General features: G+C 51.5%; 26 protein-coding genes and 1 tRNA gene. 9 read left to right on the forward strand and 18 right to left on the reverse strand.

Features of this window, described 5'->3' with window-relative positions; all coding sequences use genetic code 11:
- Positions 1 to 27 precede the first annotated feature (27 nt).
- The 5 genes from KNP76_RS05265 to KNP76_RS05285 form a co-directional block, all read right to left on the reverse strand.
- On the reverse strand, positions 28 to 1,077 hold the full coding sequence (locus KNP76_RS05265; protein WP_214843275.1) for an ABC transporter permease: 1,050 nt from the start codon (positions 1,075 to 1,077) through the stop codon (positions 28 to 30).
- The gene (locus tag KNP76_RS05270; RefSeq protein WP_214843277.1) at positions 1,077 to 1,937 is read right to left on the reverse strand and encodes an ABC transporter permease subunit; all 861 of its coding nucleotides are present in this window, start codon (positions 1,935 to 1,937) and stop codon (positions 1,077 to 1,079) included. The genes KNP76_RS05265 and KNP76_RS05270 overlap by 1 nt, the downstream gene beginning before the upstream one ends.
- A gap of 434 nt (positions 1,938 to 2,371) precedes the next feature.
- Entirely contained in the window at positions 2,372 to 3,133 is a 762-nt protein-coding gene (locus KNP76_RS05275; RefSeq protein WP_214843280.1) for a DUF817 domain-containing protein, read from the reverse strand.
- Positions 3,134 to 3,141: 8 nt separating this feature from the next.
- Positions 3,142 to 4,002, reverse strand: coding sequence for a metal-dependent hydrolase (locus KNP76_RS05280; protein WP_214843282.1), 861 nt, complete (start codon positions 4,000 to 4,002; stop codon positions 3,142 to 3,144).
- 216 nt (positions 4,003 to 4,218) lie between these two features.
- A complete protein-coding gene (locus KNP76_RS05285; protein ID WP_024370350.1) occupies positions 4,219 to 5,214 on the reverse strand; it encodes a helix-turn-helix transcriptional regulator in 996 nt (331 codons plus the stop codon).
- Between the two features lie 116 nt (positions 5,215 to 5,330).
- Here KNP76_RS05285 and KNP76_RS05290 point away from each other — a divergent pair, with 116 nt between their 5' ends.
- Positions 5,331 to 6,176 carry an alpha/beta fold hydrolase gene (locus tag KNP76_RS05290; protein ID WP_214843284.1) on the forward strand — a complete coding sequence of 282 codons (846 nt, stop codon included), beginning with the start codon at positions 5,331 to 5,333 and terminating at the stop codon, positions 6,174 to 6,176.
- 22 nt (positions 6,177 to 6,198) lie between these two features.
- On the opposite strand, the gene KNP76_RS05295 is transcribed toward KNP76_RS05290, so the two are convergent.
- The 10 genes from KNP76_RS05295 to KNP76_RS05340 form a co-directional block, all read right to left on the reverse strand.
- The gene (locus tag KNP76_RS05295) at positions 6,199 to 6,570 is read right to left on the reverse strand and encodes a YhfM domain-containing protein (protein ID WP_214843294.1); all 372 of its coding nucleotides are present in this window, start codon (positions 6,568 to 6,570) and stop codon (positions 6,199 to 6,201) included.
- Between the two features lie 62 nt (positions 6,571 to 6,632).
- Positions 6,633 to 7,049 (reverse strand): YhfM domain-containing protein, encoded by a 417-nt coding sequence (locus KNP76_RS05300; RefSeq protein ID WP_214843296.1) that lies wholly within the window; start codon positions 7,047 to 7,049, stop codon positions 6,633 to 6,635.
- A 74-nt stretch (positions 7,050 to 7,123) separates the two neighbouring features.
- Entirely contained in the window at positions 7,124 to 7,546 is a 423-nt protein-coding gene (locus tag KNP76_RS05305; protein WP_214843298.1) for a YhfM domain-containing protein, read from the reverse strand.
- 71 nt (positions 7,547 to 7,617) lie between these two features.
- Positions 7,618 to 7,917 carry a hypothetical protein gene (locus tag KNP76_RS05310; protein ID WP_214843300.1) on the reverse strand — a complete coding sequence of 100 codons (300 nt, stop codon included), beginning with the start codon at positions 7,915 to 7,917 and terminating at the stop codon, positions 7,618 to 7,620.
- Between the two features lie 118 nt (positions 7,918 to 8,035).
- Positions 8,036 to 9,454 (reverse strand): sucrose-6-phosphate hydrolase, encoded by a 1,419-nt coding sequence (locus KNP76_RS05315; protein ID WP_214843302.1) that lies wholly within the window; start codon positions 9,452 to 9,454, stop codon positions 8,036 to 8,038.
- An 18-nt stretch (positions 9,455 to 9,472) separates the two neighbouring features.
- A complete protein-coding gene (locus KNP76_RS05320) occupies positions 9,473 to 10,903 on the reverse strand; it encodes a sucrose-specific PTS transporter subunit IIBC (RefSeq protein WP_214843304.1) in 1,431 nt (476 codons plus the stop codon).
- Positions 10,900 to 11,844, reverse strand: coding sequence for a carbohydrate kinase family protein (locus tag KNP76_RS05325; protein ID WP_214843306.1), 945 nt, complete (start codon positions 11,842 to 11,844; stop codon positions 10,900 to 10,902). Before KNP76_RS05325 ends, KNP76_RS05320 begins: the two co-directional genes overlap by 4 nt.
- A 105-nt stretch (positions 11,845 to 11,949) precedes the next feature.
- A complete protein-coding gene (locus KNP76_RS05330; RefSeq protein WP_214843308.1) occupies positions 11,950 to 12,936 on the reverse strand; it encodes a LacI family DNA-binding transcriptional regulator in 987 nt (328 codons plus the stop codon).
- 48 nt (positions 12,937 to 12,984) lie between these two features.
- Positions 12,985 to 13,461, reverse strand: a complete 477-nt coding sequence (locus tag KNP76_RS05335; protein WP_214843310.1) for a GNAT family N-acetyltransferase — start codon at positions 13,459 to 13,461, stop codon at positions 12,985 to 12,987.
- Between the two features lie 88 nt (positions 13,462 to 13,549).
- Positions 13,550 to 14,413 carry a cation diffusion facilitator family transporter gene (locus KNP76_RS05340; RefSeq protein ID WP_214843312.1) on the reverse strand — a complete coding sequence of 288 codons (864 nt, stop codon included), beginning with the start codon at positions 14,411 to 14,413 and terminating at the stop codon, positions 13,550 to 13,552.
- Between the two features lie 181 nt (positions 14,414 to 14,594).
- On the opposite strand from KNP76_RS05340, the gene KNP76_RS05345 reads away from it, so the two are divergent.
- The 5 genes from KNP76_RS05345 to KNP76_RS05365 all read left to right on the forward strand — a co-directional run bounded on the left by KNP76_RS05345 (position 14,595) and on the right by KNP76_RS05365 (position 19,633).
- The gene (locus tag KNP76_RS05345) at positions 14,595 to 14,906 is read left to right on the forward strand and encodes a hypothetical protein (protein ID WP_034807168.1); all 312 of its coding nucleotides are present in this window, start codon (positions 14,595 to 14,597) and stop codon (positions 14,904 to 14,906) included.
- A 40-nt stretch (positions 14,907 to 14,946) separates the two neighbouring features.
- The gene (locus KNP76_RS05350) at positions 14,947 to 15,738 is read left to right on the forward strand and encodes a class I SAM-dependent methyltransferase (protein ID WP_214843314.1); all 792 of its coding nucleotides are present in this window, start codon (positions 14,947 to 14,949) and stop codon (positions 15,736 to 15,738) included.
- Between the two features lie 137 nt (positions 15,739 to 15,875).
- Positions 15,876 to 18,248 carry an immune inhibitor A domain-containing protein gene (locus KNP76_RS05355; RefSeq protein WP_214843316.1) on the forward strand — a complete coding sequence of 791 codons (2,373 nt, stop codon included), beginning with the start codon at positions 15,876 to 15,878 and terminating at the stop codon, positions 18,246 to 18,248.
- Positions 18,249 to 18,342: 94 nt separating this feature from the next.
- Positions 18,343 to 18,413: transfer RNA gene (locus KNP76_RS05360), tRNA-Thr, on the forward strand.
- Between the two features lie 524 nt (positions 18,414 to 18,937).
- Entirely contained in the window at positions 18,938 to 19,633 is a 696-nt protein-coding gene (locus KNP76_RS05365) for a queuosine precursor transporter (RefSeq protein ID WP_214843318.1), read from the forward strand.
- A gap of 30 nt (positions 19,634 to 19,663) precedes the next feature.
- Here KNP76_RS05365 and KNP76_RS05370 read toward each other — a convergent pair whose 3' ends face one another.
- Positions 19,664 to 19,909: a hypothetical protein gene (locus KNP76_RS05370; RefSeq protein ID WP_034804670.1), complete on the reverse strand. Its 246-nt coding sequence runs from the start codon at positions 19,907 to 19,909 to the stop codon at positions 19,664 to 19,666.
- A gap of 147 nt (positions 19,910 to 20,056) precedes the next feature.
- On the opposite strand from KNP76_RS05370, the gene KNP76_RS05375 reads away from it, so the two are divergent.
- The 3 genes from KNP76_RS05375 (at position 20,057) to KNP76_RS05385 (ending at position 21,529) form a co-directional block, all read left to right on the forward strand.
- Positions 20,057 to 20,413, forward strand: a complete 357-nt coding sequence (locus KNP76_RS05375; protein ID WP_214843319.1) for a PilZ domain-containing protein — start codon at positions 20,057 to 20,059, stop codon at positions 20,411 to 20,413.
- A 227-nt stretch (positions 20,414 to 20,640) separates the two neighbouring features.
- A complete protein-coding gene (locus KNP76_RS05380; RefSeq protein ID WP_251137353.1) occupies positions 20,641 to 21,132 on the forward strand; it encodes a hypothetical protein in 492 nt (163 codons plus the stop codon).
- A gap of 145 nt (positions 21,133 to 21,277) precedes the next feature.
- Positions 21,278 to 21,529, forward strand: a complete 252-nt coding sequence (locus tag KNP76_RS05385) for a hypothetical protein (RefSeq protein WP_034804944.1) — start codon at positions 21,278 to 21,280, stop codon at positions 21,527 to 21,529.
- A 42-nt stretch (positions 21,530 to 21,571) separates the two neighbouring features.
- Here KNP76_RS05385 and KNP76_RS15945 read toward each other — a convergent pair whose 3' ends face one another.
- Positions 21,572 to 21,697: a hypothetical protein gene (locus KNP76_RS15945; RefSeq protein WP_034815346.1), complete on the reverse strand. Its 126-nt coding sequence runs from the start codon at positions 21,695 to 21,697 to the stop codon at positions 21,572 to 21,574.
- Between the two features lie 57 nt (positions 21,698 to 21,754).
- A complete protein-coding gene (locus KNP76_RS05390; RefSeq protein ID WP_214843323.1) occupies positions 21,755 to 24,418 on the reverse strand; it encodes a cation-transporting P-type ATPase in 2,664 nt (887 codons plus the stop codon).
- Positions 24,419 to 24,503: the final 85 nt, after the last annotated feature.

Consider the following 24,503-nt stretch of genomic DNA (forward strand, 5'->3'; position numbering starts at 1 on the left):
ATTCAGCGGCTTCACTTTTTCACCATATCATCCGCTCATATCTTTTTTACGATGGAGTCGAAGCGCCTCATCCGTATGAACGAGCATAAACGGTTCGTCGAGTGACGCCGCTGCCGCCTCGGCTTGCGAGATTGTCTCATCGGTGACGATTGCTTCTTGACGCCGTAACCGAAACGCCCGCTCGAGCCGGCTTGTCAACAAGTTGCTAAGGAAGACAAGCAAGGACAGTCCGATGGCCGGGACGAGGAACATATGACTCGTCATCCAAGTCGTCGCCGTGAACTGCTTGAAATAATAACCGAACATCGACGACCATTCAAATAGCGTCGGCATGACCCCTTCAAACAGGAAGACGGTCCCCCCGAAGAAGACGCCGAATAATGAAAGATGGATGAGCAACATTAACGTCTGGACGAACTGTTGCATGAAGACGATCACCAGCGTCGGCACGAGGTGCGGCCATAAATGTCGCCTCGTCCGGTGCCACACACTGCCACCTAACGTCTCGGCGACGACCATAAACTCTTGTTTCAGCAGTTGTCTTACCTCTGTGATCAAATAGAGCGTGACGGCAGGTAAGCCGAGCAAGATGAAGACCGTCAGTTGAAGCGATACACGATCGATGAGCGGTGGCACCATCGTCGAGTCGGCGAATATCAAGGACGAGAACAACATCATCATCGCCAGTAACGAAATCGGTAAAATCAAAAAGCCGTCCAACACCATCTTGAAGATACGATTCAATCGTGCCCCGCGGAACGCGAGCGGAATCCCGACGAGCAAACCAATCACGATCCGTCCGAGCGCAACGGTCGCGCAAATGCCGACCGTCCATTTGAACCCTTCAATCATCATCTGGAACAAGTCGTTCCCGGCCCGGTCCGTCCCGAGCCATTGGTCTTTCGACGGTTCGAGCGGCGGGATGCCAATCAATCTTCCTTCCTCCGAGTAGCGGTTCAGGAACTGGTCGACCTGTCCGTCACGAAAGATCGTATTCCCGATACTGAGTAAAAGTAGACCCATTAAAATCGTGAAGACGATCAAGAAAATCGGGTCACGGATGAGTACGCGGCGCATCATACCCCTCCTTTCCAAGCGTCTGGGATGAGCCATTCCGCCAATACATCCACGAGAAAGATTGGGATGTAGATGACGAACAAGATGACGAGTAGTATCGGCATGGAAGGATTATAGACGATGAACCGGAAGATGCCTTGCACGTTGAACAAATACTCGATAATCAACAGACTCGACAATACCGTAATCAAATTCGAGCGGAAAAAGAGGTAGAACCGATACACCAAGTTCGGGAGCAAGTGTTTCCAAAACATCGAGACCGGCTCGACACCCTTCGCTCGTGCCAGTTCGAGAAACGGCGTCGTTTCTTCTTGCAATATGTGTTTCGTCAACCATTTGAGGAAGAAAAACAAAATGGTGAGCGTCAACGTCACGATCGGTAAAAAACGTATGTATTCGGCGAATCCGCCTGCGACCTCGATGTGATCGAACCCCGTCTTCTTGTAAAGGGTGATGGCGAGGAATTGCGTGAAGATGAGCCAAAACAAATCCGGTACCATCTCGAGCGTCTCACTTGTCTGTCTTAGGACGGTGCGCACGCGTCTCCCGCTCCGATAAAAGAAGTACGCATACACGAGAGCAAATCCAACCGCGACGACCAACGACGTCATGAAGATGATGACGGTCTCCTTCATGAGCGGTCCAATCGCTGGTAACAACGGTAACTCTCGTTGCGCCGTGACGTTGAAATAGGTGATCTCATCCAGTTTCGTTAACTGACTAAATTGTTGTTGCAGACCACCCCAGTAGTTCGAGGGCACAAACTCGAGTTGTCCAACTAAAGACGGCAAGGCACTAATCCCAACCAAAACGATACACGTGATGAGAAATTGGGATGATTTTCGGGCGATCCAATTCATCGTGTCGACTCCCTTTCAAAACATACTCATTCTACTAAAGTTAATATTATCCATATGTAGTTTTTGTTAGTTTAGCATATTAGTTATGTGAATAAAAACAATATTCTAAATATTAAACCTTTTAAATTATGATACCCTATAACCAATCGATGAAGATCCGTCTTCTTGGCCAATAAAAAAGCATTCCCGGATACAGGAATACTTCAGTATGTTGAAAAGAGGACATCCCCATCAAGAGAACGAATCTCATAGTCGACAAGTTTTTTTATTTCGCGTGTCAGCGTTCCCGTACATACATACTCTATACCCGGACCGTACGAAATATCCGGGATCGTCATCATCGCTACTCACCATACGAGCAGCAACGAGCCCGTCTCGACAATCGTTTCAAACTTCATACAAAACCACTCGTTCAAACGTTAGAACGAGTGGTTTTATGTATGTGCCTTCATCCGTCCCTTCTGCCACGCCACGAGCAAGATGCTAATGATGACGAGCAAGAACCACGACGACAGTTTACCGAGGTCGACGAGCGCCCAACCGCTCAATTGGTTTGGATACGCCCAACCGTTATAGAAAGTGACGATATTTTCCGCAAACCAGATAAAGCAGGCGATTAAAAAGAAAGCGACGACGACGGGCATCGTGAATCGGCGGTCGTCGAGCCGATACGTGACGATGGCCCGGCCAAAGACGAGAAAGACGAGCCCGATCAACACCCAGCGCAAATCGAGCCAAATGTGGTGCCAAAAGAAGTTGAAGTAGATGGCGATTCCGAGGCCGAACGCGATGAGCGGTGGTGGCATCTTAAGAAATTCCAAATCGAGACGGCGCCATGACTGGACGACGTAACTGCCGACGCTCGCATACATGAAGCCGGCATAGAGCGGGACGCCCAAAACTTTCGTCACTGCCTCGTCCGGATAGCTCCACGACCCCATCTGGACTTTGAACAGCTCGAGCCCGAGCCCGATGACGTGGAACCAACTGATCACTTTCAGTTCTTCCACCGTCTCGAGCCCGGTCTTGACGAGCACGACTTGGACGAACAGACACCAGATGAGGAGGACGTCGTAACGTGGAATCGGAAAGTCGATCCATTTCGTCAACGCGAGTGCGCTGAAGATGGCGACCGCGAAGAGGCAACTGAGTGCCTGTTCGTAGCCGAAGATGAATAAGTAACGGAGGTGTCGCATCGATTCACCTACAATTCGATGTATTCGTAAAGGAATGACGACTCGCCGTCAAAGAAACGCGGATCGAATAGACCGAGTCGCTCGTCCTCCTCGACAACGACAACGAACGGTGACCATTGTTTTAGCGTGAGCGCCTCTTTATTCTCATCAAAGAGTGGTGACAAATCGGCATCGTCCGCACTCGTCAATTCGTATTGAAGTTCAGACGATTGATAGACGGAATCACTGAAAATCGAGACCGCATCTCCGGTCTTCGTGACGACCGTGAATTGCGTCGGGATGAACGACGCCGACAACGCGACCTCATCGTGCTCGGCAGCGTACGACTGATACAAATAGGCACCTTGCGCGCCTTGAATCAAAACGTGGACGAGGATGGCAGCCCAAGCGTAACGATACACCGTGTGCCGTACGTTTGAACGGCGTGCCACGAGCCATGCGACGAGGAAGATGCCCCAATAGACGAAGTCGACGATCGGGATGATTCCGAATGTGAGCCTAGCGTCTGACAACGGCTCAAAGTAACCCGTTCCCCAAGCGTTGAACACGTCGGCCGTGTTATGAATGAACACGGAAAGCATCGCCCAGTAAAAATAACGTATATCGGTTACTTTAAAAAGAACGCGGACGAGCCAATAGATGAGTAGCGCGAATAGCGGGACGAGGAAAATCGAGTGCGTGATGCCGCGATGCCACATCTGATACATTCCTTCGGTGTCCCACAGCCGAGAGATGACGTCCGCATCCGGGATTTGACTCCCGACGAGCGTCGTCACGAGCAACGCGCGTTTCTCATTTTTCTGTAACTCGTGCTTATCTGCTGCCCCATATAACGTGAGTCCGAACAGCGTGTGTGTGATCGTATCCACAGTATCCCTCCTTTCTCTTTGAAAAGACACCCTCCTCAAAACGAGAAGGATGTCCTCAGTTTATTTATCTTGGTCCATTTTCATGGCGCGTCTTGCGACGACAGCGACAAAAATGACAGCGACAATCGGAATGATTAATGGCATCCAGTTCAACATCCGCCTGTCCCCTTTCTACAAGTGTCGCAAGCAGTATATCACAACTTCAAATCATTCGATTCAATGAATGCTCGCTTTCGCATATCGGCTTGCCATCGATTCGATCGTCTCACGCATATGGTCACGGAGCGTCACCGGCTCGAGCACCTCGACTTGATTGCCGAGCGACAAGAGCCAAAAGACGAACCCGTCCGATACGGCCGCATCGAATCGGATGTGGAATCGATCGTTCACTTCCGTGATCGATACATCTTCCCCAAGTTTGTCGAAAATGACCGGGAGCACCCGTTCGTCAACGGCCAAAACGACTTCTTCATCGAGCCCGTTGTACATATTGAACGACTTTTGGAAGTAGTCATCCGGCAAGTGATGTTTTTGACGCGGTGAGTCGTCTTCGACGATCTCTGAGTTGACGATTCGGTCGACCCGATAGTTGCGAATCTCCCCGATCGATTCGTCGATGCCGATCAAGTAATACTGCTCGTGGTTCCAGTGCAAATCGATCGGATTGACGACGTACCGTTCCCCGTCACGTCGAAGCGGGAACGTCCGCTTGGCGACGTCGAACCCGACGACGTCCGTGTATTGGAATGAGATGGCTTTTTGTTCTTGAATCGCCCGTTGGATCCGGTCGATATGGTATGGGATATAATTCACTTTCTTTTTAGGTGTCTTGATGATCGATTGGAGCGTCTCCGCTTCCGGGATGCTCGTCAAATTGCGGAGCTTGTCGACAATCTGCTCGGTCACGTCCTCAGAGATGAATTTAGCGGCGACGATCGCATCGACCATCATCCGCAGCTCATGGCTCTCGAACAAGCGGGCCGAATGCCAATATTTTTTGGCAAGACCATTCTTCTCGAGCTCATCCTGCACCTCGAACCCCGAATCGGTCAATGCTTGGATGTCGTCTTTCACGGATTTTTTTGCTAACTTAGAAGTATCACCAATCGTAGATAAGTAGGCAAGCAGGTCCTCTAACGTCTTCGGATGATTGTCGTCCGTATGGCGTTCAAAGAACCGTCTTACTTCGAGTAACCGCTCTCGGTTGTTCACGGTATGTTCCCCTTTCACTTCTGTATATATAATATGTATAAAGAGACATTATCATGTTATTTCCATGAAATAAAGTTATTTTCCATTACATTTCGTTTAAGGAGGCAATCGTCGCTGTGAAACATTACGCCCACGTCAACGGCACGAAAATCGAATACATCGACCGCGGTCACGGTCCTGTCGTCGTTTTGATTCATGGTACCCAATCATCGAGTCTCGAACCGTACCATGTGGACCGGCTCGTCTTGTCTGGTTTCCGGGTCATTGTCCCATCTCGACCCGGTTACGGTGAGACTCCGTACTCATTTTCGGCGACTCCGCAAGCGTTCGCCGAGAACTTGCGCCAACTCATGCATATCATGAACATCGGCGCTTATCATGTGTACGGCATCTCCGCTGGTGGTCCGACTTCGATCGAGCTTGCCTCACGAAACGACCGGGCCCTCAGTCTGACGCTCGCTGCCGCCGTGACAAGTGAGGTCGACTTCCCTTATCGTCGCTATATCAGTCGAAACATCGCCCAGCCGCTCTTCATCGCCGCCCAGTTCACATTGAAACAGTTCGTCTTCCGCGCGATTCAAAAACAGCCATTCGAGGCGACGGCCCGCATGATTCAGTCGACGAGCCTGCTCGCGTTAGATGCGATTCGCGATGAAGTGACACCGTACGACATCTTCCTATTGAAACGCGTCGCCAGTCAGATGGCGTTCGGACTCGGGGCGCAGTTCGACCTACGTCAACGCGTTCCGGACGAGGCGCTGCTCGGTGTGACGTGTCCGACGTATATCGTCCATTCAAAAAATGATAAAGCTGTGCCGGTGCGACACGCCCATCACGCCAAACGGCTCATCCCGCATGCACAGTTCACGATTTTGAACAGTCCGGGCCATTTGATTTGGATTGGTCGTCAAGCCAGGAAGAGCGAGCAACAAATCGAACGCTTTATCCGCTTTAATTCGTAAGGCACCTTTCTAGGTGTCTTTTTTAGTCGTCCGCCTCGAGGAGGTCAATCAATTCTTCCGTCACGTCAGCTGGGAGGCGATAACCGATGTTTGTGTCCTCTGCATCGTACAGGCTGCTGACGGACTTCGGGTCATCGTTAAGCCAAAGGTAATAGCGATCCGTCTCCCTATCTTCAAACCTGATTTCGATATCGTATTCCGGACCAACTATATTCACGACTCCAGGAAGCTTGTCTGCCTTACGAAGCATATTCTTAAATACACGAATTGCTTCCAGGGCATCGAACGTAACTACTTCTCCCGTTTGGAAGCTTAGAGTACCATCAGATTCCGAGACCCGGACTTCTTCCATTCCATCCGTGCGGAAATCGTTCGAGCCACAACCCGTCAACATGAATACTACCAATATGGACGCTATGATTCGCTTCATTGAAAGCTTCACCATCCATGCCCTGTTCACTCATGCTCCAGCAGTCGAATCAGCTCGTCCGTCACGTCTGCCGGGACGAGATATACCGTATGCGTATCGTTCACATCCATAATACTTGTCGGCATGCCTAAGTCGCCGAGCCAAACGTAATAGCGGTCCACCGTATCGTCTTGATAACGGACTTCTACGTCATATTCAGGCGTTGCCATATTTACGATGCCCGGTTGTTGTTCCGCGTTCCGAATCATGTCTGCGAACACTTTGACATCTGTGAGTTCGTCATACGTGATGACCTCTTGCTCTTGGAAACGTCCGAAGTCGACCGATTCGGCAATTCTTACTTCCGTGACATCTTCTGTGACGAGCTCTTTCGTGTCACATCCCCCGAGCAAGCCGACGGTCAATGCGGCAATCACTGTTATCCATTTCCCTTTACGTTTCATCTGACCTCACCTCCGTATATTGACAGTTTCCTTTACGCAAAAATCACTTGCTTGGTTTCATGGAAGACATCGCTTTAGTCCTCCACGCCTAACGTCAAAATTAGACGATTCGTAATGTCGGCCTCTACTTTATAGAGGCGGTGTGACTCGCTGACGTTCGAAAGGACACTCGGTGTCCCGTTACGCCCGAGCCAAAGTTGATAGCGTTCCACAGCATCGGATTTATAGTAAATCTCGAGATCGAAATCCGGTTCACGTCGAACCGACGAATCCACCAACTCGTCCGCGTTGCGTAACATATCCGCGAACACCTTGATGTCCTGTAGCTTGTTGTACTCGACGAGGAACTGCTCGTTGAATCGTGCTCTTCCTACCGACTTAGCAATTTTGACACAGTTTATCTCTTCAGCGTCAATCGCGTTGAATCGTTCCCTTCCATCCCCATACGGCAACGTGATTTTTCTAACCTCACTAATGAAATTCAACAGTCTGCCCATCATGTTCGGCCACCTAAGTCTGCTTATCTTACATACGCAAAGCGCGAACAGAACGTTTCATTAATATCTCGTTAATCTTTTAAGCTCTGCTTCTCCTTAATCCGTTCTAAAAAGATCGGGAGTATGTTCAGTCCAATCGAGATGCTTGTGAGAACCCATAATGCCCGTTCCATGCCTGGTACAACGTCCGATAAAGCCGCCCAGTCCTCCGCTTCGACCCACATCGCAATCAGACTATATTCGGCGCATAACGTGAGAGCCGTAAGCGACAACGCAATTGCCATCGATAGTTTATAGTCTTTCCCCACGCTGAATGTGCACAAGTTGAATAACGTCGCACCAATTGCCAGTAAACCAAATATAATCCACATCAGAGCATCACTCTCCATTATTTATACAATTGATTACCTATTTTTACAGTAGCATAAGCAAAACGTGAAATCGTTACATTTCGGAACAACAAAAAAGCCGAGCCGAAGCTCAGCTTAATTATTCGTACGTCCAACCAATCAAGCTCGCAGTCGCCCCTTCATAGCGCAACTGTTTGTCGAGCTCGCTCGGGAACACGCGGAGCGTGGCGACGGCTTCACCGTCATTGACGAAACATTCGACGCTCGACGAATCGACGAAGAGATGGAGGGACGTGACGTCCATCACGTTCGTACGCGTCGTGCCAAATTCGGTCGCGAACGGCTCACCGGCGTTCGTCCGGTCAATCGTCAACTCACGAGTCGACGCGTCGTACCGGATGACGAGCGACTCATCTCCGACTTGAAGCAGTTCGAGCGTGAAGTCCGATCCGTCCGTCGTCAGTTCGAGTTCGTAACGGTTCGGTGTCGAAGCACCCACCGCAGTCCCGGAGACGTTGACGAATTCGGCTTGGCGTAACTTTGTCATCGCTTGCACGGGACGTTGCTTGAGCATACCGTCCTCAATCGATAGTTCGCGCGGTAGCGTCAAGGCGTGTGCCCAACCGAACCGGTCCGTCGGATAGTCGATCTCCGGCAAGCCCATCCAACCGACGAGTAAGCGACGTCCTTCATGTTCGGTCGTCTGCGGAGCATAGAAGTCGAACCCGAAATCGAGTTCTTCGAACACACCGTGCTCAAACGTCAACGTCTCGAGGTCTAGCTTGCCGATGACGAACCCCGATTGATAAATGTTGTGATAGCGATGACCGTCTGGCTCGATGCCTTGTGGTGAGAAGACGAGGACGTGCTGACCGTTCAGTTCGAACACGTCCGGACATTCCCACATATAACCGAACGGGTCGAGACCCGTCTTCACTTCTCCGAGGAACGTCCAGTCGTTCAAGTCGCTCGAACGGTACAAGACGACACATCCGGTCTCGTTCTCACGCTGGGCGCCGACGATCGCATAGTAGGACCCGTTCTCAAGCCATACTTTCGGGTCACGGAAATGCTCCGTGTAGCCAGCCGGGACGTCCGGGATGGCGACGTTCCGTCGTTCGATTTTCCCGTCGCGTAACACGCCGATCAGTTGCGAGGCGTGACGCGTCCAGTCGTCCGTCCGGTGGTTACCCGTATACATGACGTGGAGTTCACCGTCAGCGACAAAGCCGCTGCCAGAATAGGCGCCATGCGAGTCTTCGGTCGTCTCCGGGACTAACGCCACCCCGCGATCGGTCCACGTGACGAGGTCCGTCGATGTGACGTGATACCAATGTTTCAGACCGTGTACCGGTCCGAGCGGGAACCACTGATAGAACATGTGATATTCCCCGTTAAAGTACGTAAAACCGTTCGGGTCATTGAGGAGGCCTGTCGGCGGTTGGATATGATAGCCGAACCGCCAAGGCGAGGCCGCCGTTTTCGTGCGGAGTGTCTCCATGTCGAGGGCACTCACGTCACGCAGCGAACGATAACGTTCCGCCTTCGTCCAAGTCATTCAAATCACTCCTTTGTTTTATGCGGCTTGTTTGACCGCGTCTTTTTTCCCCTGGCGCTTCGCGAGGACGAACGTCAAGCTGAAGGCGACAGCGAACGAGATCGCCATGCCGATGATATACGATACGATTGATGCCGGTGCGATCGAGATGATCCCCGGAAGACCAGCCGCACCGAGTGCGACAGCGAGGACTTCACGACCGACGATGAACGCCGAGGCGATTCCTGAACCGATGATGGCGGCGATGAACGGGTAGCGGAGTTTCAAGTTGACCCCGAACATGGCTGGTTCGGTGATCCCTAGAAGTGCCGAGATACCTGACGCAGAAGCGACACCTTTCATTTTCTTCTCACGTGTCAAGAAGAAGACAGCGAGTGTAGCCGCGCCTTGGGCGACGTTTGACATCGCGGCGATCGGGAAGATGAATGACCCGCCCGTCCGTGCGATATCGGCGAGAAGTTGCGTCTCGATGGCGATGAAGCTGTGGTGCATCCCTGTGATGACGATCGGTGCGTACAAGAGACCCATGACGAGACCGCCGAAGAAGCCGAGTGAGTCGTACGTCCAAACGAGACCATCGATAATCAAGTTCCCTGCTTCACGCGTGATTGGTCCGACAAAGGCGAACGTAATGAACGCTGTAAAGAGGAGCGAGAGAAGCGGTGTGAGCAGGATGTCGAGTGAGGCCGGCATGAATTTACGAATGTTGATTTCAAGCTTCGATAAGATATAAGCCGATACGAGTACCGGTAACACTTGACCTTGGTAACCGAGCTTCTCGATTTCAAATCCAAGGATGTTCCAGACCGGGATATCGCCGACTGTCGCTTGCGCGTAGGCGTTGACGAGATCCGGGTGAACCATGATCATCCCGAGCGCGGCACCGAGATACGGGTTGCCCCCGAACCGCTTGGCCGCGGAGAATCCGATTAGGACGGGCAGGAAGACGAAGGCGGCGTTGGCGAACGTATTGATCATTGCGGCGAGGTCGGCGATGCCAGGGTACTGGTCGATGAGCGAGCTGCCGTCGAAGAACAAGTCCGGTGCTGTGAGCAAGTTATTGATCCCCATCAAGAGACCACCGGCGACGATGGCCGGGATGATCGGTACGAAAATATCAGATAGCATCTTCACGAACTGTTGGAGCGGGTTGCCTTTCTTCGCGCTCGCCGACTTGACGTCGCTCGTCGACATGTCGCCGAGTCCTGTCAATTGGGTAAACTCGGCGTAGATTTTATTGACCGTTCCTGTCCCGATGATGATTTGATACTGTCCGCCCGTCGAGAACGTCCCTTTGACGACGTCTAACGCGTCAAGTTTCTTCTCATCAACTTTCGACTCATCGTTCAAGACGAGGCGGAGCCGGGTGGCACAGTGGGCCGCCGCGGCGACGTTGTCTTTGCCGCCGAGCGCCTCTAAAATCGCTTCTGCTTCTTGTCTGTAGTTCATTCAGGTTTCCCTCCTAACAGTTGTTGAACACGTTGTGGTGATGGTATGGCTGGAATCGCGCCGTAAGCGGTGCATGTCAAGGCGCCGGTCACGTTCGCATATTCGATATCCTTCTGTAAACGCATATCATCGACGCCGAGCGTGGCGAGACGATACAAGTACGCGCCGACGAATGCGTCACCGGCCCCCGTCGAGTCAACGCTTTCAATTTTCACCGACGGGATGATGTCACGTGACTGACTCGTCGCAATCAATGTGCCGCGTGAACCGAGCGTGATGGCGACACGGCTTGCGCCGAGTTTGAGTAGTGCGTCGACCGCCTCGTCGAGCGTCTCGGCTCCGGTCAACAAGTGCGCTTCTTCTTCGCTCAATTTGACGAAGTCGGCCTCGGCGATGAAGTGGAGCGAGTCTTGTTTGAACGCCTCGAGGTCCGTCACGAGTGCGTCGCGATAGTTCGGGTCGAACGAAACGAACAGCCCATCGCGTTTCGCGAATTGCAGCAACTTGAAGTAGGCGTTCTTCAATTCACCGTCAAGGAGTGCCGTCGCCGAACCGAAATGGACGATATCCCCTGACTTGAACTGAGATAAGTCGATCGCGTCGAACGCATAATCGCCGTCACTGCCGCGTCGGAACGTGAAGTCACGCTCCCCGTCCGCTTGAATCGAGACGAACGCGAACGTCGTGTCGCCTGCTTCGACCAAATTGTCCGTGCCGACACCGTTCGTTTGGAGCGTCTCTTTCAAGAACTGTCCGAATGGGTCCGCCCCGACTTGTCCGAGGAAGCTCGATGCGCCCCCGTGCTTACTGACGACGGCCGCCACGTTCGCCGGCGCACCGCCCGCTTTTTTGACGAAAGTCGTGCCGTTGACGAGGTCGCTCGACGCGTCCTCGCACACCCAGTCAATCAATAGTTCACCAATGCAATGTACGGTATTCATCCGTCCACCTCCATAATCCTTCTGTCATCGTTCATTTATCGAACCGGTTCCAAAGGAAGATAAAAAATGTTGCGGAACCGGTTCCGCAACACAAATGTAATCGATTTAATTTAAAATGTCAACGCTTTCGCGCAGTTTTATCTCGAAATTTGTGAACGTTTTCATTGCGATGACATCACCTGTTAACAACTGGAGAATCATGTCAGCCGCTTTCGCTCCCGTCCTGCGATATGGAAGGTGTACCGTCGTCAGGGACGGATGCAACACTTCGGTGAAATCATAGCCCCCAAAACCGCTCACCGAGACGTCATTCGGGACGGCCTTACCGCTATTGGCGAGCCCTTTCAATACACCGAGGGCGATATTATCGGTCGCACAGACAACGAGTGACGCCGCTTGCTCATGACCGATTTGTGCCCCAATCGGAATCGCATCCTCAATCTTGAACGTCGTCGTATACGTCTTGACGCTCGCGCCCGATTCGCTAAAGGCACGTAAAAATCCGTCGCGTCTCGCTTGGCCGACGGCGATATCATACTCCTCGACACCTACGTAGATAACGTCCCGATGGCCCCAGTCCATGAACTGCTTACCGAGTGCGTATGCCGCCTCATAGTCAGGATAAACGAGACTATGCACTGTCGCATGTTCCTGACCGATTAACAGTACCGGAATTTGAATCGCCTCGATCGCATGTAAATGACGTGGGGTCACCGTCGTCCCGAGCCAGATAATGCCGGCGACTTTCTGTTTTGCCAAGTTGTACAATTGCTCGATCTCGCGCTCGGTCTGTTGAGCTGTGTTCACGACGAGCATTTGATAGCCGCGTTCGGTCAACCGCTCGTCGATCCCCATCATCGTGCGAGAGGCGGCGTACGAGTCAAGACGCGGCACGATGACGCCAATCATCTTCGTCTGTTTCGATTTCAAACTTTGCGCGAACTGGTTCGGTTCGTAGTTCGTCTCTTGAATGACGCGCTCAATCTTCTCCCTTGTCGCCTGTCCGACCGAGCCTCCGTTTAAATAACGCGAGACCGTACTCTTTGCGACGCCTGCTAGCTTGGCGATGTCGTTGATCGTTACTTGTCTCATCTCCAAAAACCCCCATACGAAAAAACTGACGCGTCAAACGCCGTCAGTTTAGTGGTTTACTACATATCGTTTCTTAAAGTTCAAATAATAGAGTCCGTTCCGTTTCTCAAAGCCGTTCTTCTCGAGCACGCTTCGCATCGCTTCTTGATGCGGACTCGTCGGTGGAATCCCGGCACGGACGGTATGCCCGTCTTTTAAATCCGACTGTTCGAGCGCGAGACGTAACCCTTCCGTCGCATAGCCTTTGCCTTTGTACGGGTCGAACACCATCAAATCGAGTTGATAGACGCGCGCGAGTTTGAGCAAAAGTACTTTTCCGACGATCTTTCCGTCAACGAGGATATCAAAATAAAAATCTTCCCCGTAGCTGTGTTCATCGGCTGAATAGACGTGCTCGGTGCCCATCTCTTCAAAGATGCCTTTCAACTCTTCGGCTGAAATGCCGTATGAGCTCTGCCCGTATTTCTGAAAATGTTCATATTCAATCTCATCAATTTGACGAATAGGTTGACGCACGATGTCCATCCCGTGCCCTCCTTAACAGTTATTCCGTAATATTTCCACACTCATTATATACGAACGACGACTTGATGCGCAAAAGATAACCGAAACGTCAGGCAGGTTCAATGTGGATATGGACCGAATCGACGGCATGGCGTTCGTCGAGTTTCCGCTCGATCTCGTCACAAAGGTCATGCGCCTCGTCGACCGTCAGCTCTCCGTCGACCGCAATCGTCACGTCGAGCATGACATGGTTCCCGAGATGCCGGCCTTTGATTTCACGCACTTCCTGCACCGATTCGAACTCGCCAATCGTCTCTTCGTACGCGTTGACGAGGTCCGGGGGGAACCCGTCCGACAGTTGATGCGTCGCATCTAAGAAGATTTGAATGGCCGTCCGGATAATCATCCCGGCAATCAAGACGGCGAGCACCGTGTCCATCCATGGCAGTTTGAAGTATGCGAACAAAACACCGAGCGTCGCCCCGATTGAGATCATCGCGTCGGCGAGATTGTCTTTCGCGGCGGCCTTCAAGGCAAGCGAGCGCGTCTTTTTAGCCAAGCTCGAGTTGTACGCATACACACCGAACATGACGAGCGCACTGATAAAGGCAACGACCGCTGCGAGCGGGTTCGGCTCAATGTATTCCCCCCGAAGCAAGTTTGCTACGCTGTTCAATAGGACGAACACCCCTACGGCGACCATGATGAGCGATGCGACGAGTGCGGCGAGCGTCTCCATCTTCGCATGGCCATACTTATGTTCGGCGTCATGGGGCAACGCCGCAATCCGAATCCCGATATAGACGGCGATCGAGGCGATAATGTCCGTCGTGTTGTTAAATCCGTCAGCGAGGACGGCCTCTGAGTTATAAATGATTCCGAAGACGACTTTTAATATAGATAGAATTAAATACGTCGTGATCGATAAAATCGCGCCTTTGAGCGCTTTTGGTGGATGATTCGTTGTGCCCATCCGCCCACCTCCCTTTTAGCCTAGTTAGTATATCAGCTGAGGTTTGAGTGGGTATAGAGAAACATTGTTTCCCGTTCGCAAAATAAATGGAATATATTCCCGGTAGTTTCGTCTTACGAAAAATATGGTAAAGTAAACATGAAGAGACCCGTGTGGGTACAACGCAAAAGAGGTGAAACGTATGTTTACAGAACGTGATGGGATTAAATTAAGACTGGAACAAATTGACAGATTGTTGTCGGATTTGAACCGTGAGGCGAAGCAATTGATGGCTCGTTTACGTGAACTCGATGCGAGTGGTGAAAACCCGCAGGAAGTGTCACTCAAACCTGAAGACCGTGACACGCTCAAATCATCAATTGACGAGACGCTCGAGGCACTCCAAAGCCGCTCGAAACGTCCAATCAATCCGAACGATGAAAAGAAAAAAGAATTGGCGACGCACAAAGCACTCATTGACGAGTTGTCTGATTTATTAAGCAAGAAAAAGTGAGACGCGACCCGCGTCTCTTTTTCATGAAGGAGCGTTTTTTATGTATATTGTCACGACTTGCCTGCGACCGACCGATTCGGTACGTGAACACGCTACACGCCACGCCACAGAGTACGGTGCGCGTTTCGTCGAGCGGAAGAAACAATCGATCGAGGCGCTGATGAATCGTTATGAGAAAGGCGTCCTCGTTTTTGATAAGCGGCGCGTCGAATATACGTCGCTCGGGACGACCGAACCGTTCTTTTTCCATCCGTCGAGCTCGGTCTTCCGTATTAAACAATTGCTACGCGGCGGACCCGACCCGCTCGTCGACACGGCCAAGCTCAAAAACGGCGACCGTGTCCTCGACTGTACGCTCGGCCTCGGTTCCGACTCAATCGTCATGAGCCATGCGATCGGACCAGACGGTCGCCTCACCGGACTCGAAAGTGAGTTCGTGACGGCGATGCTCGTCAAGGAAGGACTCAGCGTCTGGGTCGAGAAAGAGGATGCCATCAATCAGGCGATGCGCCGAATCGAGGTCATGCATGCAGACGCCCTCGCCTATTTGAAGACATGTCCCGACGACTCGTTTGACGTCGTCTACTTCGATCCGATGTTCGAGAAGACGATTTCAGAATCGGTTCATTTGAACCCGTTACGTTCACTCGCGAACACCGCCCCGCTAACAGACCAACTCATTCGAGAAGCGCGGCGTGTCGCCAAAAAACGAATCGTCCTAAAAGCGCATTTTGAGAGTGAATGGTTCAACGAGTACGGTTTTACGAGGATTATCCGAAAGACGTCAAAACTGCATTACGGATATATCGACATGGAGACAGACATCCTTTAGGGCTTATTGCCCAAATGGGACGAAAGTCTCTTTTTTTCGCTACCCATTTTCTGAATATTGACATTAATCAGACGCAAGTCTAATGTTTACCCTAAGCTCACACAATTTCCCATTATTTACACAGGAGGTTAGTCCAGATGAAAAATCGTTCCATCCGCCGCACAACACTCGCGGCCGTCCTGACGTCAGCGATGACGGTCAGCGCCATCCCGGTCGCTGCAGGACCAACAAATGTCGCACCGGCCTTACCGTCGGCTAGCGAACACGCCCCGTTCGATCATCACATCATCGATGAGGAACGTCTCGCCAAAGCACTTGAGAATCGTGGCGTCATCAAGAAAGGCTTATCGGCTTCAGAACGCACGAAAGCGGTCGAGGCATATATCGCCAAGAAGCAAGGTGCGGCGCAAGACCCGCATAAGCATGACTTGAATGACAAAGCAGCCGCTGCCAAAGAGAAGATACATAACCAGTTCGAAAAAGAATCGAACCGTCTCCTCGACAAAGCGAAAAAGGGACAAGCGAACTATCGTAAAGGCAAGCCGAACGGTCAAGTCAAAGTCGACCCGGCGAAACAGGCTGGCTATAACGGCGCTGTGCGCGAAGACAAAGTACTCGTCTTACTCGTCGAGTATAGCGACTTCAAACATAACAACGTCGTCCAAGAGGAAGGCTATCTATATAGTGACAATTTCAGTAAAGAACACTATGAACAGTATATGTTCGGCGACGAGTCATTCGAACTGTTCAATGGTGATAAAGTCCAGACGTTCAAACAGTATTATGAAGAACAATCAGGCGGCAGCTACACTGTCGATGGAACGGTCTCAGAATGGTTGACCGTCCCGGGTACGGCGAAAGACTACGGCGCCGACCGTCCGACAGGCGGACATGACAACGCCGGGCCAGGACCACGTCAACTTGTCAAAGACGCGTTGAACGCGGCTGTGAAGAGCGGCATGAACTTGGCTGAGTTCGACCAATATGATCTATATGACCTTGACGGTGACGGCAACTTCAACGAGCCGGACGGCTTAGTCGACCACTTGATGATCATTCACGCGGGTACCGGCCAAGAAGCAGGTGGCGGTGTGCTCGGTGACGACGCAGTCTGGTCACACCGTTGGGTCGTCGGCAACAGCCCGTATCGCATCGCCGGCACACAAGCAGCTGTCCCGTATTGGGGCGGACAAGTGGCCGCGTTCGACTACACGATTCAACCAGAAGACGGTGCAGTCGGCGTCTTCGCGCACGAATACGGTCACGACCTCGGGCTCCCAGATGAGTATGACACGCAATACACAGGTCAAGGCGAACCGGTCCAATCATGGTCAATCATGAGTGGCGGTAGCTGGGCCGGGAAGATCGCCGGTACTGAACCGACAAGCTTCTCTCCACAAAACAAAGAGTACTTCCAAAAGTTGATGGGCGGCAACTGGGCAAACATCACGGAAGTCGAACTCGATGATATTAACGCGCAAGGCTTCGTCTCTCAAATCGACCAATCAGTGACGAAATCGAACAACCCTGGCATCGTGAAAATCAACTTGCCAGATAAAAAGGTTAAAGGCATCGAGCCGAAGTTCGGGAAGTATTACTACTACTCGACTAAAGGCGACAACTTGCATACGGAATTGGCGATCCCAAGCGTGAAACTCGGAGCTGACGGGCAACTTGCCTTCGATACACGTTTTGAAATTGAATACGATTATGACTATCTCTATGTCAAAGCGCTTAGCGGCGGTAAAGAAGTCGTCCTCGACGTTTACGGTGACGACAACACAGGTAACGATGCAGAATCGACGAACGGTGAATGGGTTCGTAAGTCATACGACTTGTCACAATTCGCTAATCAAGACGTCTCAATCGTCTTCGAATACGTGACGGACGGTGGCCTTGCGCTTGAAGGCTTTGCCCTCGACAACGTCTCGATTACATCGGGCAGCGCGACATTGTTCTCTGACGACGCGGAAGGCGCGGAAGCGGTCAAATTGAACGGTTTCGTCAAGTCGGACGGTTGGGATGAGAAGCCACACTACTACTACTTGGAGTGGCGGAACCATGCCGGTGCTGACACGGGTCTCTTGAACGGCCGTGGCGTCAAATACAACACAGGTCTCGTCGTCTGGTACGGAGACGATTCGTTCTCTGACAACTGGGTCGGTGTCCACCCTGGTGAAGGATTCCTCGGAGTCGTCGATTCACATCCTGAAGCATTGATCGGGAAATTGAACGGCAAAGACACGGTCGCAGGCAGCACGCGTTACCAAATCGCGGACGCGGCGTTCAGTCTCGACAAGACGATTCCATGGTATATCAACTCACCGAGCCGTGGCATCTACGACTACAAAGCACAACCTGGCGTGAAGCAATTCAATGACGCCAACACGTATATCAACTCGCTCATCCCGGACGCAGGTAAGAAATTGCCTAAGTACGGTCTCGTCGTCGACGTCGTCGGCGAAGCGAAAGACAACTCGGCTGGTGCCGTTTGGATTCGCAAACAGTAACACTCCTGCCCCGCGTCCAAAATGGATGCGGGGTCTTATTATTCTAAAAAAGCTTGAAATTGCTGAACGAACTGTGTAACATAATACGTGTAACGCCTCTGTAGGTTAGTGGCAGACCTCAGCAATGGTAATGCTGCAGCACGAGTTCGATTCTCGTCGGAGGCATCAAAAACACCGCTCAACCAAGCGGTCCAGAGCATTTCCTGTTTATGACAGGAGGTGCTTTTGTTTATTCGTGCACAGTTTGTGCCCAAAAGCGGTTTATCAGACGATTTTGATTGATTTGAATAAATCAGATATCTCTGACAGATTATCCGTCCATCGATGCCATAGCCTATCAGTCTTCTGGTTTAAAGCGACATCGTGATTTACTCATGCGTGACCTCTTTGTGACTTGAGGTCACATATTGAATCGTAGCCAGGAGTGATACTTTGATAGACGACAAAAAACGCCCCGGAGGACGCTTAGATGCCCGTACTCAACTGAATTACCTGTCATCAATTATGAAGGGTATCGCTATCAATCTGAGTGGTGTATGACCACATCCCAATCAGATGAATCGCTCTCATCCAAAACTCGGGTGAGAGCTTTTCCATTCAGTCATGGAAACTGTCTTGACACGGTTTCCGTTCCTCTATAAACTTGAAAAGTTAAAAGTACCTATTGATTCGGAAGGAGCAACATCCCAATGCTTAATGAATGGTTATGGATTCCTTCTGCCTTGCTCACGCTCGGCCTGCTCGTCCTCAGCTATAAGCTGTTCGGACGTGTCGGGCTGTTCGCCTGGATCGCGATGGCCTCGGTCGTCGCCAACATCCAAGTGACGCAGCAGATTGTAATCGGCGGTTTCATCTTCACACTCGGGAATATCGTCTACGGTTCCCTTTATTTAGCGACAGATATCTTGAACGAGAAATACGGTCGTCATACGGCGCGTAAAGGCGTCTGGCTCGGTTTCTTCATCTTGATCGTCTCGACGGTGCTCATGCAGTTCGCCTTGCTATACGAGCCGTTCGAAGAAGCGCTCTTCATGCATGAGAGTTTCGAGGCGTTGTTCTCAATGCTCCCGCTCATCACGCTTGGTAGCCTCGCCGCGTATCTCGTCTCGCAGCTGTTCGACGTCTTCATCTACTCGAAGATTCGGGCGAAGACCGGTGAGAAGAAACTATGGCTCCGGACGACCGGTTCGACCGTCGTCTCCCAGTTCATCGACACGCTCACGTTCTGTACGATCGCCTTTTGGGGTATGGAATGGGGCATCTGGTGGAACATCTTCGTCACGACATACGTCGCGAAGTTCGTGATTGCCTGGATGGCCACACCGTTCATGTATTATGCGAAACGGACAAAGCCGCAAGAAGACGAAGCCGAAAAGGCAGCATAATGAAAAACGCCACGAAGAAGTCGTGGCGTTTTATTTTGCCCGAATCTTGAGTCGGACTGCATATGGTCTTGCATCTTCGACGGTAGACGTCTCTCGACAGACGGCGAGCGCAACGTAGGCGTCGATGGCGAGTGCTTCAATGGTATCTTCGGTCGTGCTGACCTCGAGTATGGTGTAAGGTGGCAAGCGTTCCATCTTGACCCACTCCCCGCGTTTTTTCACATAAACGACGGGCTCGTCGATCGAGTAACGTGTTAGTAACTCCTTGACGTTCACACGATTCCCTCCTTCGACCCAATCCATGTCTTTATTATAAAAACTACTCGTATTTCTGTAAACCGCGCCTTGCTGAGTTTTTAGATTCAAGCCTTTAACTTTTCTAGGATTTAGCCGATACAAGTAGTAAAGAAATGAGGTGAACTGATGCGTTATCGACGCCAAGAGAACTTTCGCTACATCTTACCGAATCCTCGTTTTATTCCGTATCGCCTCGTATGGGAAGGCAAAGAATTGCACGACGGGGAAGCGATGTTATTAAACATCAGCTCCCACGGTTTGAAATTGCGTTGTGACTATCTATTCCCTTTGTCTGAAGGGTTAAAAGTTGCCGTCACCATCGACCTCGTCCCGATGTTGAAAGCAATCGAAGCGACCGGTCACGTCCGACACCGCAGTCAAATGGGCAGCCTGTATGATTACGGCATTATGCTTGAATCGAGTGACGAAGAAGCGCAACAGCTCGTGACGATGATTAAGTCCTATGCACGCGAGAATCAATGAGGGAGTGTCTTTTGACACTTTCTCATTTTTCGTTATTTGAAAACGGGGTATACTATTGAAAACAGTATTTGATGTGAGGTGTCGGCATGACAAGAAAGTTTTTATTAATCCCATGGGGTTTGGCAATTGCGATTGCAGTCCTAGGACCAAACGAGCCGTTCTCGAGCCGATTTTTACTCGATTTTCTAACGTATAACACCGACGTATATGAAGGATATTCCCTGTCTTTGTTTAGCATCTTAGGTGTGTATCCACTCGCTTTATTTCCGCTCCTGTGGTCAGAGGTCAATCAGTTAAGACCGAATCCGCTTTTGCCAGCAGCGACCGGTTTCGTCGTCGGTGGCTTTATCATCGCGCCTTACTTGGCCTTCGCCCGGCAGTCGCCTTACCCGACACCAATCAAGCCGCTTCCGACACGGATCCTCGGCGTCGTCTTGCTCGCCGTGACAATCGGGTTATTCATCGCAGCCGCGACGACCGGTGATGTGAAGACATACTGGACATACGTGGAACAGAATCAGTTCGTCCGGACGATGACAGTTGACTTTTTCTTACTTGCCTTCATTCAAATCACGCTCATGAACCGTGACGCGAAGCGATACAAAATGAGCCTCTGGCCACTCCCTTACATCCCGCTATTCGGGTTGTTGTTTTGGCTCATCATTCGCCATAAGCAGCCGTTCAACGAAGCGCCAACAAGGCGCCCCCGGCACGCATAAGACACGGACGCCCGACGCGTAGATTACGTTATAGGGCGTCCGTGTTTCTTCTGTTGTTTGATTAAGGTATGATGGACGTTGAGACAAAAGCACTTAGAAAAGTGCAAGAGAAAGTGGGAATGAAACGATGCGTTATTTTAAAGTCATGACACATACGAACGACAAGCAAGAGGAAGTCATCCTCAGCGAATACCATAAAGTGCCTGAGAAAAAGGTCGACCAATTTTTAAAAGACATGCTCGAACTCGACATGTATGAAGAGAACGTCAGCTTAAAGGAGTGCCAAGTCGCCAAAGACCGTTGGGAATGCCCGGTCGGTGACTTCGTCATCGTCGAGTACTTCAACGAAAAAGAGTTTGACCGCATGAATGAGTTCAAGGCTGTCAAGAAAAAATGAACGCAAAAGGAGAGGACCTGATCGAAGGTCCTCTCCTTTTTGTTATTCGTTATCTTCTTCCGGGTCCGGGTCAGGATGTTGGGTCGGCGCCGGTTTTTTAGCTGGATCGGATTGTTCGTCTGGCTCCGGGTCTGGATGGACCCCTGGCTGAGATTCGTCACGTTTCATCAAGCAACCCTCCTTTGCGATAATTCATTCTTTCCACCGCGTCAGACTTCTGAAACGTCAGTGAATGTTTTTGTTGCCAATCACGCGACGCGAGATGGCTTTCTCGATTTCAACGATGACAAAGACGATGAACCCGAAGACGACGGGGAAGAACCAGTCACTAAGCTCGAGCGCGGCTGTTCCGAACAACGTATGCATGAACGGCACATACGTGATGAACAGTTGAAGCGCGATCAACAGGCCAGAGACGAGAAACGCAATCTTGTTATCGAAGAAATGGCGATTGAACGCTGGCGCGAGTTCCGTCCGACAGTTGTACAAGTGGAACAACTGGGCCATGACGATCGTGTTGAGCGTAATCGTCTGCAACTTCGCCGTCGAGAAATCATAGTCGGCGAGTAAATAGTTGATAGCGAGGCTCCCTCCCCCAATTAAAATCGAGACGAAAATGATTCGGAAGACGTAATACTTACTCAAGAGCGGCACGTTCGCCGGGCGCGGTGGGCGTTTCATCGTGCTCTCCTCAAGCGGCTCGAAAGCGATCGCGAGCGAGAGCGTGATGGCGACGACCATGTTGACCCATAAAATCTGAACCGGACTGAGCGGCGCGGAAGCCCCGAGCAAAATGCTCATCGCGACGAGGAGCGCCTGTCCACCGTTCGTCGGTAAGAGGAACAGGATCGTCTTCTTCAAGTTGTCGTAGACGCGACGCCCTTCACGGACGGCGTTGTAAATCGTTTTGAAGTTGTCATCGACAAGGACCATCTGCGACGCTTCTTTTGCGACCTCCGTCCCTTTAATCCCCATCGCAACCCCGATATCGGCCCGTTTCAGAGCCGGGGCGTCATTGACACCGTCACCGGTCATCGACGTGATGAACCCGTTCTGTTGAAGCCCTTTGACGAGACGCAGTTTGTCGTTCGGGCTCGTGCGTGCGAAGACGTCGTTATGAACCGAGGCTTCTTTAATCTCCTCGTCGGACATGTTCGTCAATTCTTTCCCTTCGAGTGCCCCTTCGACTTCCATCCCGAGCTCACGGGCGATGGCGACGGCGGTGTCTTTATGGTCACCGGTAATCATCTTGATTCGAATCCCTGCGTCACGACAAGCCGCGACCGCTTCAATCGCCTCTGGGCGAGGTGGATCGACGATTCCGTACAGGCCAAGGAACGTGACTCCGTCCTCGACGTCTTCATGGTCGACCGTCTCTTTTGAAGAATCGACACGTTTGAAGCCGCCACCGAGTACACGCTGACCGCGGTCGGCGATCTCTTTCCGTTTCTCATCCCAATACGTACGGTCGAAATCAGCACTCTCCGCCATATCAAACAGACGATCCGGGGCCCCTTTGATGAAGATCATCCGCTCGTCTTTATAGTCGACGAGGGTGGCCATATATTTATATTCTGAGTCAAACGGAATCTTCGAGATGACTTTCAACCGTTCGATCGGTTGCTCGGCTTTCTCGGCGAGCGTTAACAAACACGCCTCGGTCGGGTCCCCGTTGACGACCCATTTGCCTTCCTCTTGATACAGTTGGGCGTCGTTACACGTCTTACCGACCGTGAGCAAATCGACCATCGAGGGGTCATCATCGAGGTCGAACGGTTGTCCGTTAAGCTCGAGGTCGCCGTCCGGGGCATACCCGCTCCCTGACACTTCGATATCATGGTTTGCCGTCACGACTTGTTTGACGGTCATTTCATTCTTCGTCAACGTCCCGGTCTTATCCGTACAGATGACGGAAACGGCACCGAGCGTTTCGACTGACGGCAGACTTCGTACAATCGCTTTCTTCTCGGCCATGTTGCGGACGCCGAGCGCGAGGATAATCGAGATGACGGCCGGGAGACCTTCTGGGATGGCAGCGACCGCAAGACCGATCGTCGTCAGCATCAGTTCGATCGGGTCATAATCACGGAAGAAATAGCCAAACGCATAAATGGCGATTGAAATGACGAGGATGGCGATTGACACCGTTTGACCGAACTTCGTCGTCTGACGGATGAGCGGTGTCTTCACGGTCTCGACTTCAGCGATCGAGGCGTTGATTTGACCGAGCTCCGTGCCTTCTCCGATGGACGTGACGAGTGCTTTCGCACTGCCGGTCGCCACACTCGTCCCGGAGTAGATCATATTCTTCCGGTCTCCGAGCACTGCGTCTTCCGGTACGACTTTAATCTTTTTCTCGACCGTCGTCGCTTCACCCGTCAGTGCGGACTCTTCGACTTTAAACTTCTCGGCATGAACGACGCGGGCGTCGGCCGGTACTTTATCTCCTGCCGCGAGCACCATGACATCACCGACGACGAGGTCACTCGAATCGACTTGAATCTGTTTCCCGTCACGGATGACGCTCGCTTTCGTCTCAAGCAATTTTTTAATTCCTTCTAGTGCCTGTTCGGCTTTGTTTTCCTGAAGATACCCGACGACCGCGATGATTGTCACGACGAGCAAGATGACAATCGTGTCGATATATTCCCCGAGGAATCCGGTCACGACGGCGGCACCGAGAAGGACGTAGACGAGGACGTCATTAAACTGTCGTAAGAACTTGATGATTTCTGGCGTCTTCTCCTTCTCGGGTAACACGTTCTTCCCGTATCTTTCTTGACGGCTCGACACTTCCTCTTTTGATAGGCCGTTGTCGACGTCTGTCTCGAGATGCTCCCTCACCTGGTCCGGTTCGAGGGCGTGCCACTTTTGATTCTCGATCTCCATCTCTGCTTCTCCTCCTCCAATTCCTTCTATCTAAATCTACTTCTACTTCATGTTTCCCACTCCGGCGCATCCTGACACATTTTCA

Origin of the sequence: Exiguobacterium sp. s150 (genome assembly GCF_018618435.1) — a bacterium.
Taxonomy (GTDB): Bacteria; Bacillota; Bacilli; order Exiguobacteriales; family Exiguobacteriaceae; genus Exiguobacterium; species Exiguobacterium alkaliphilum.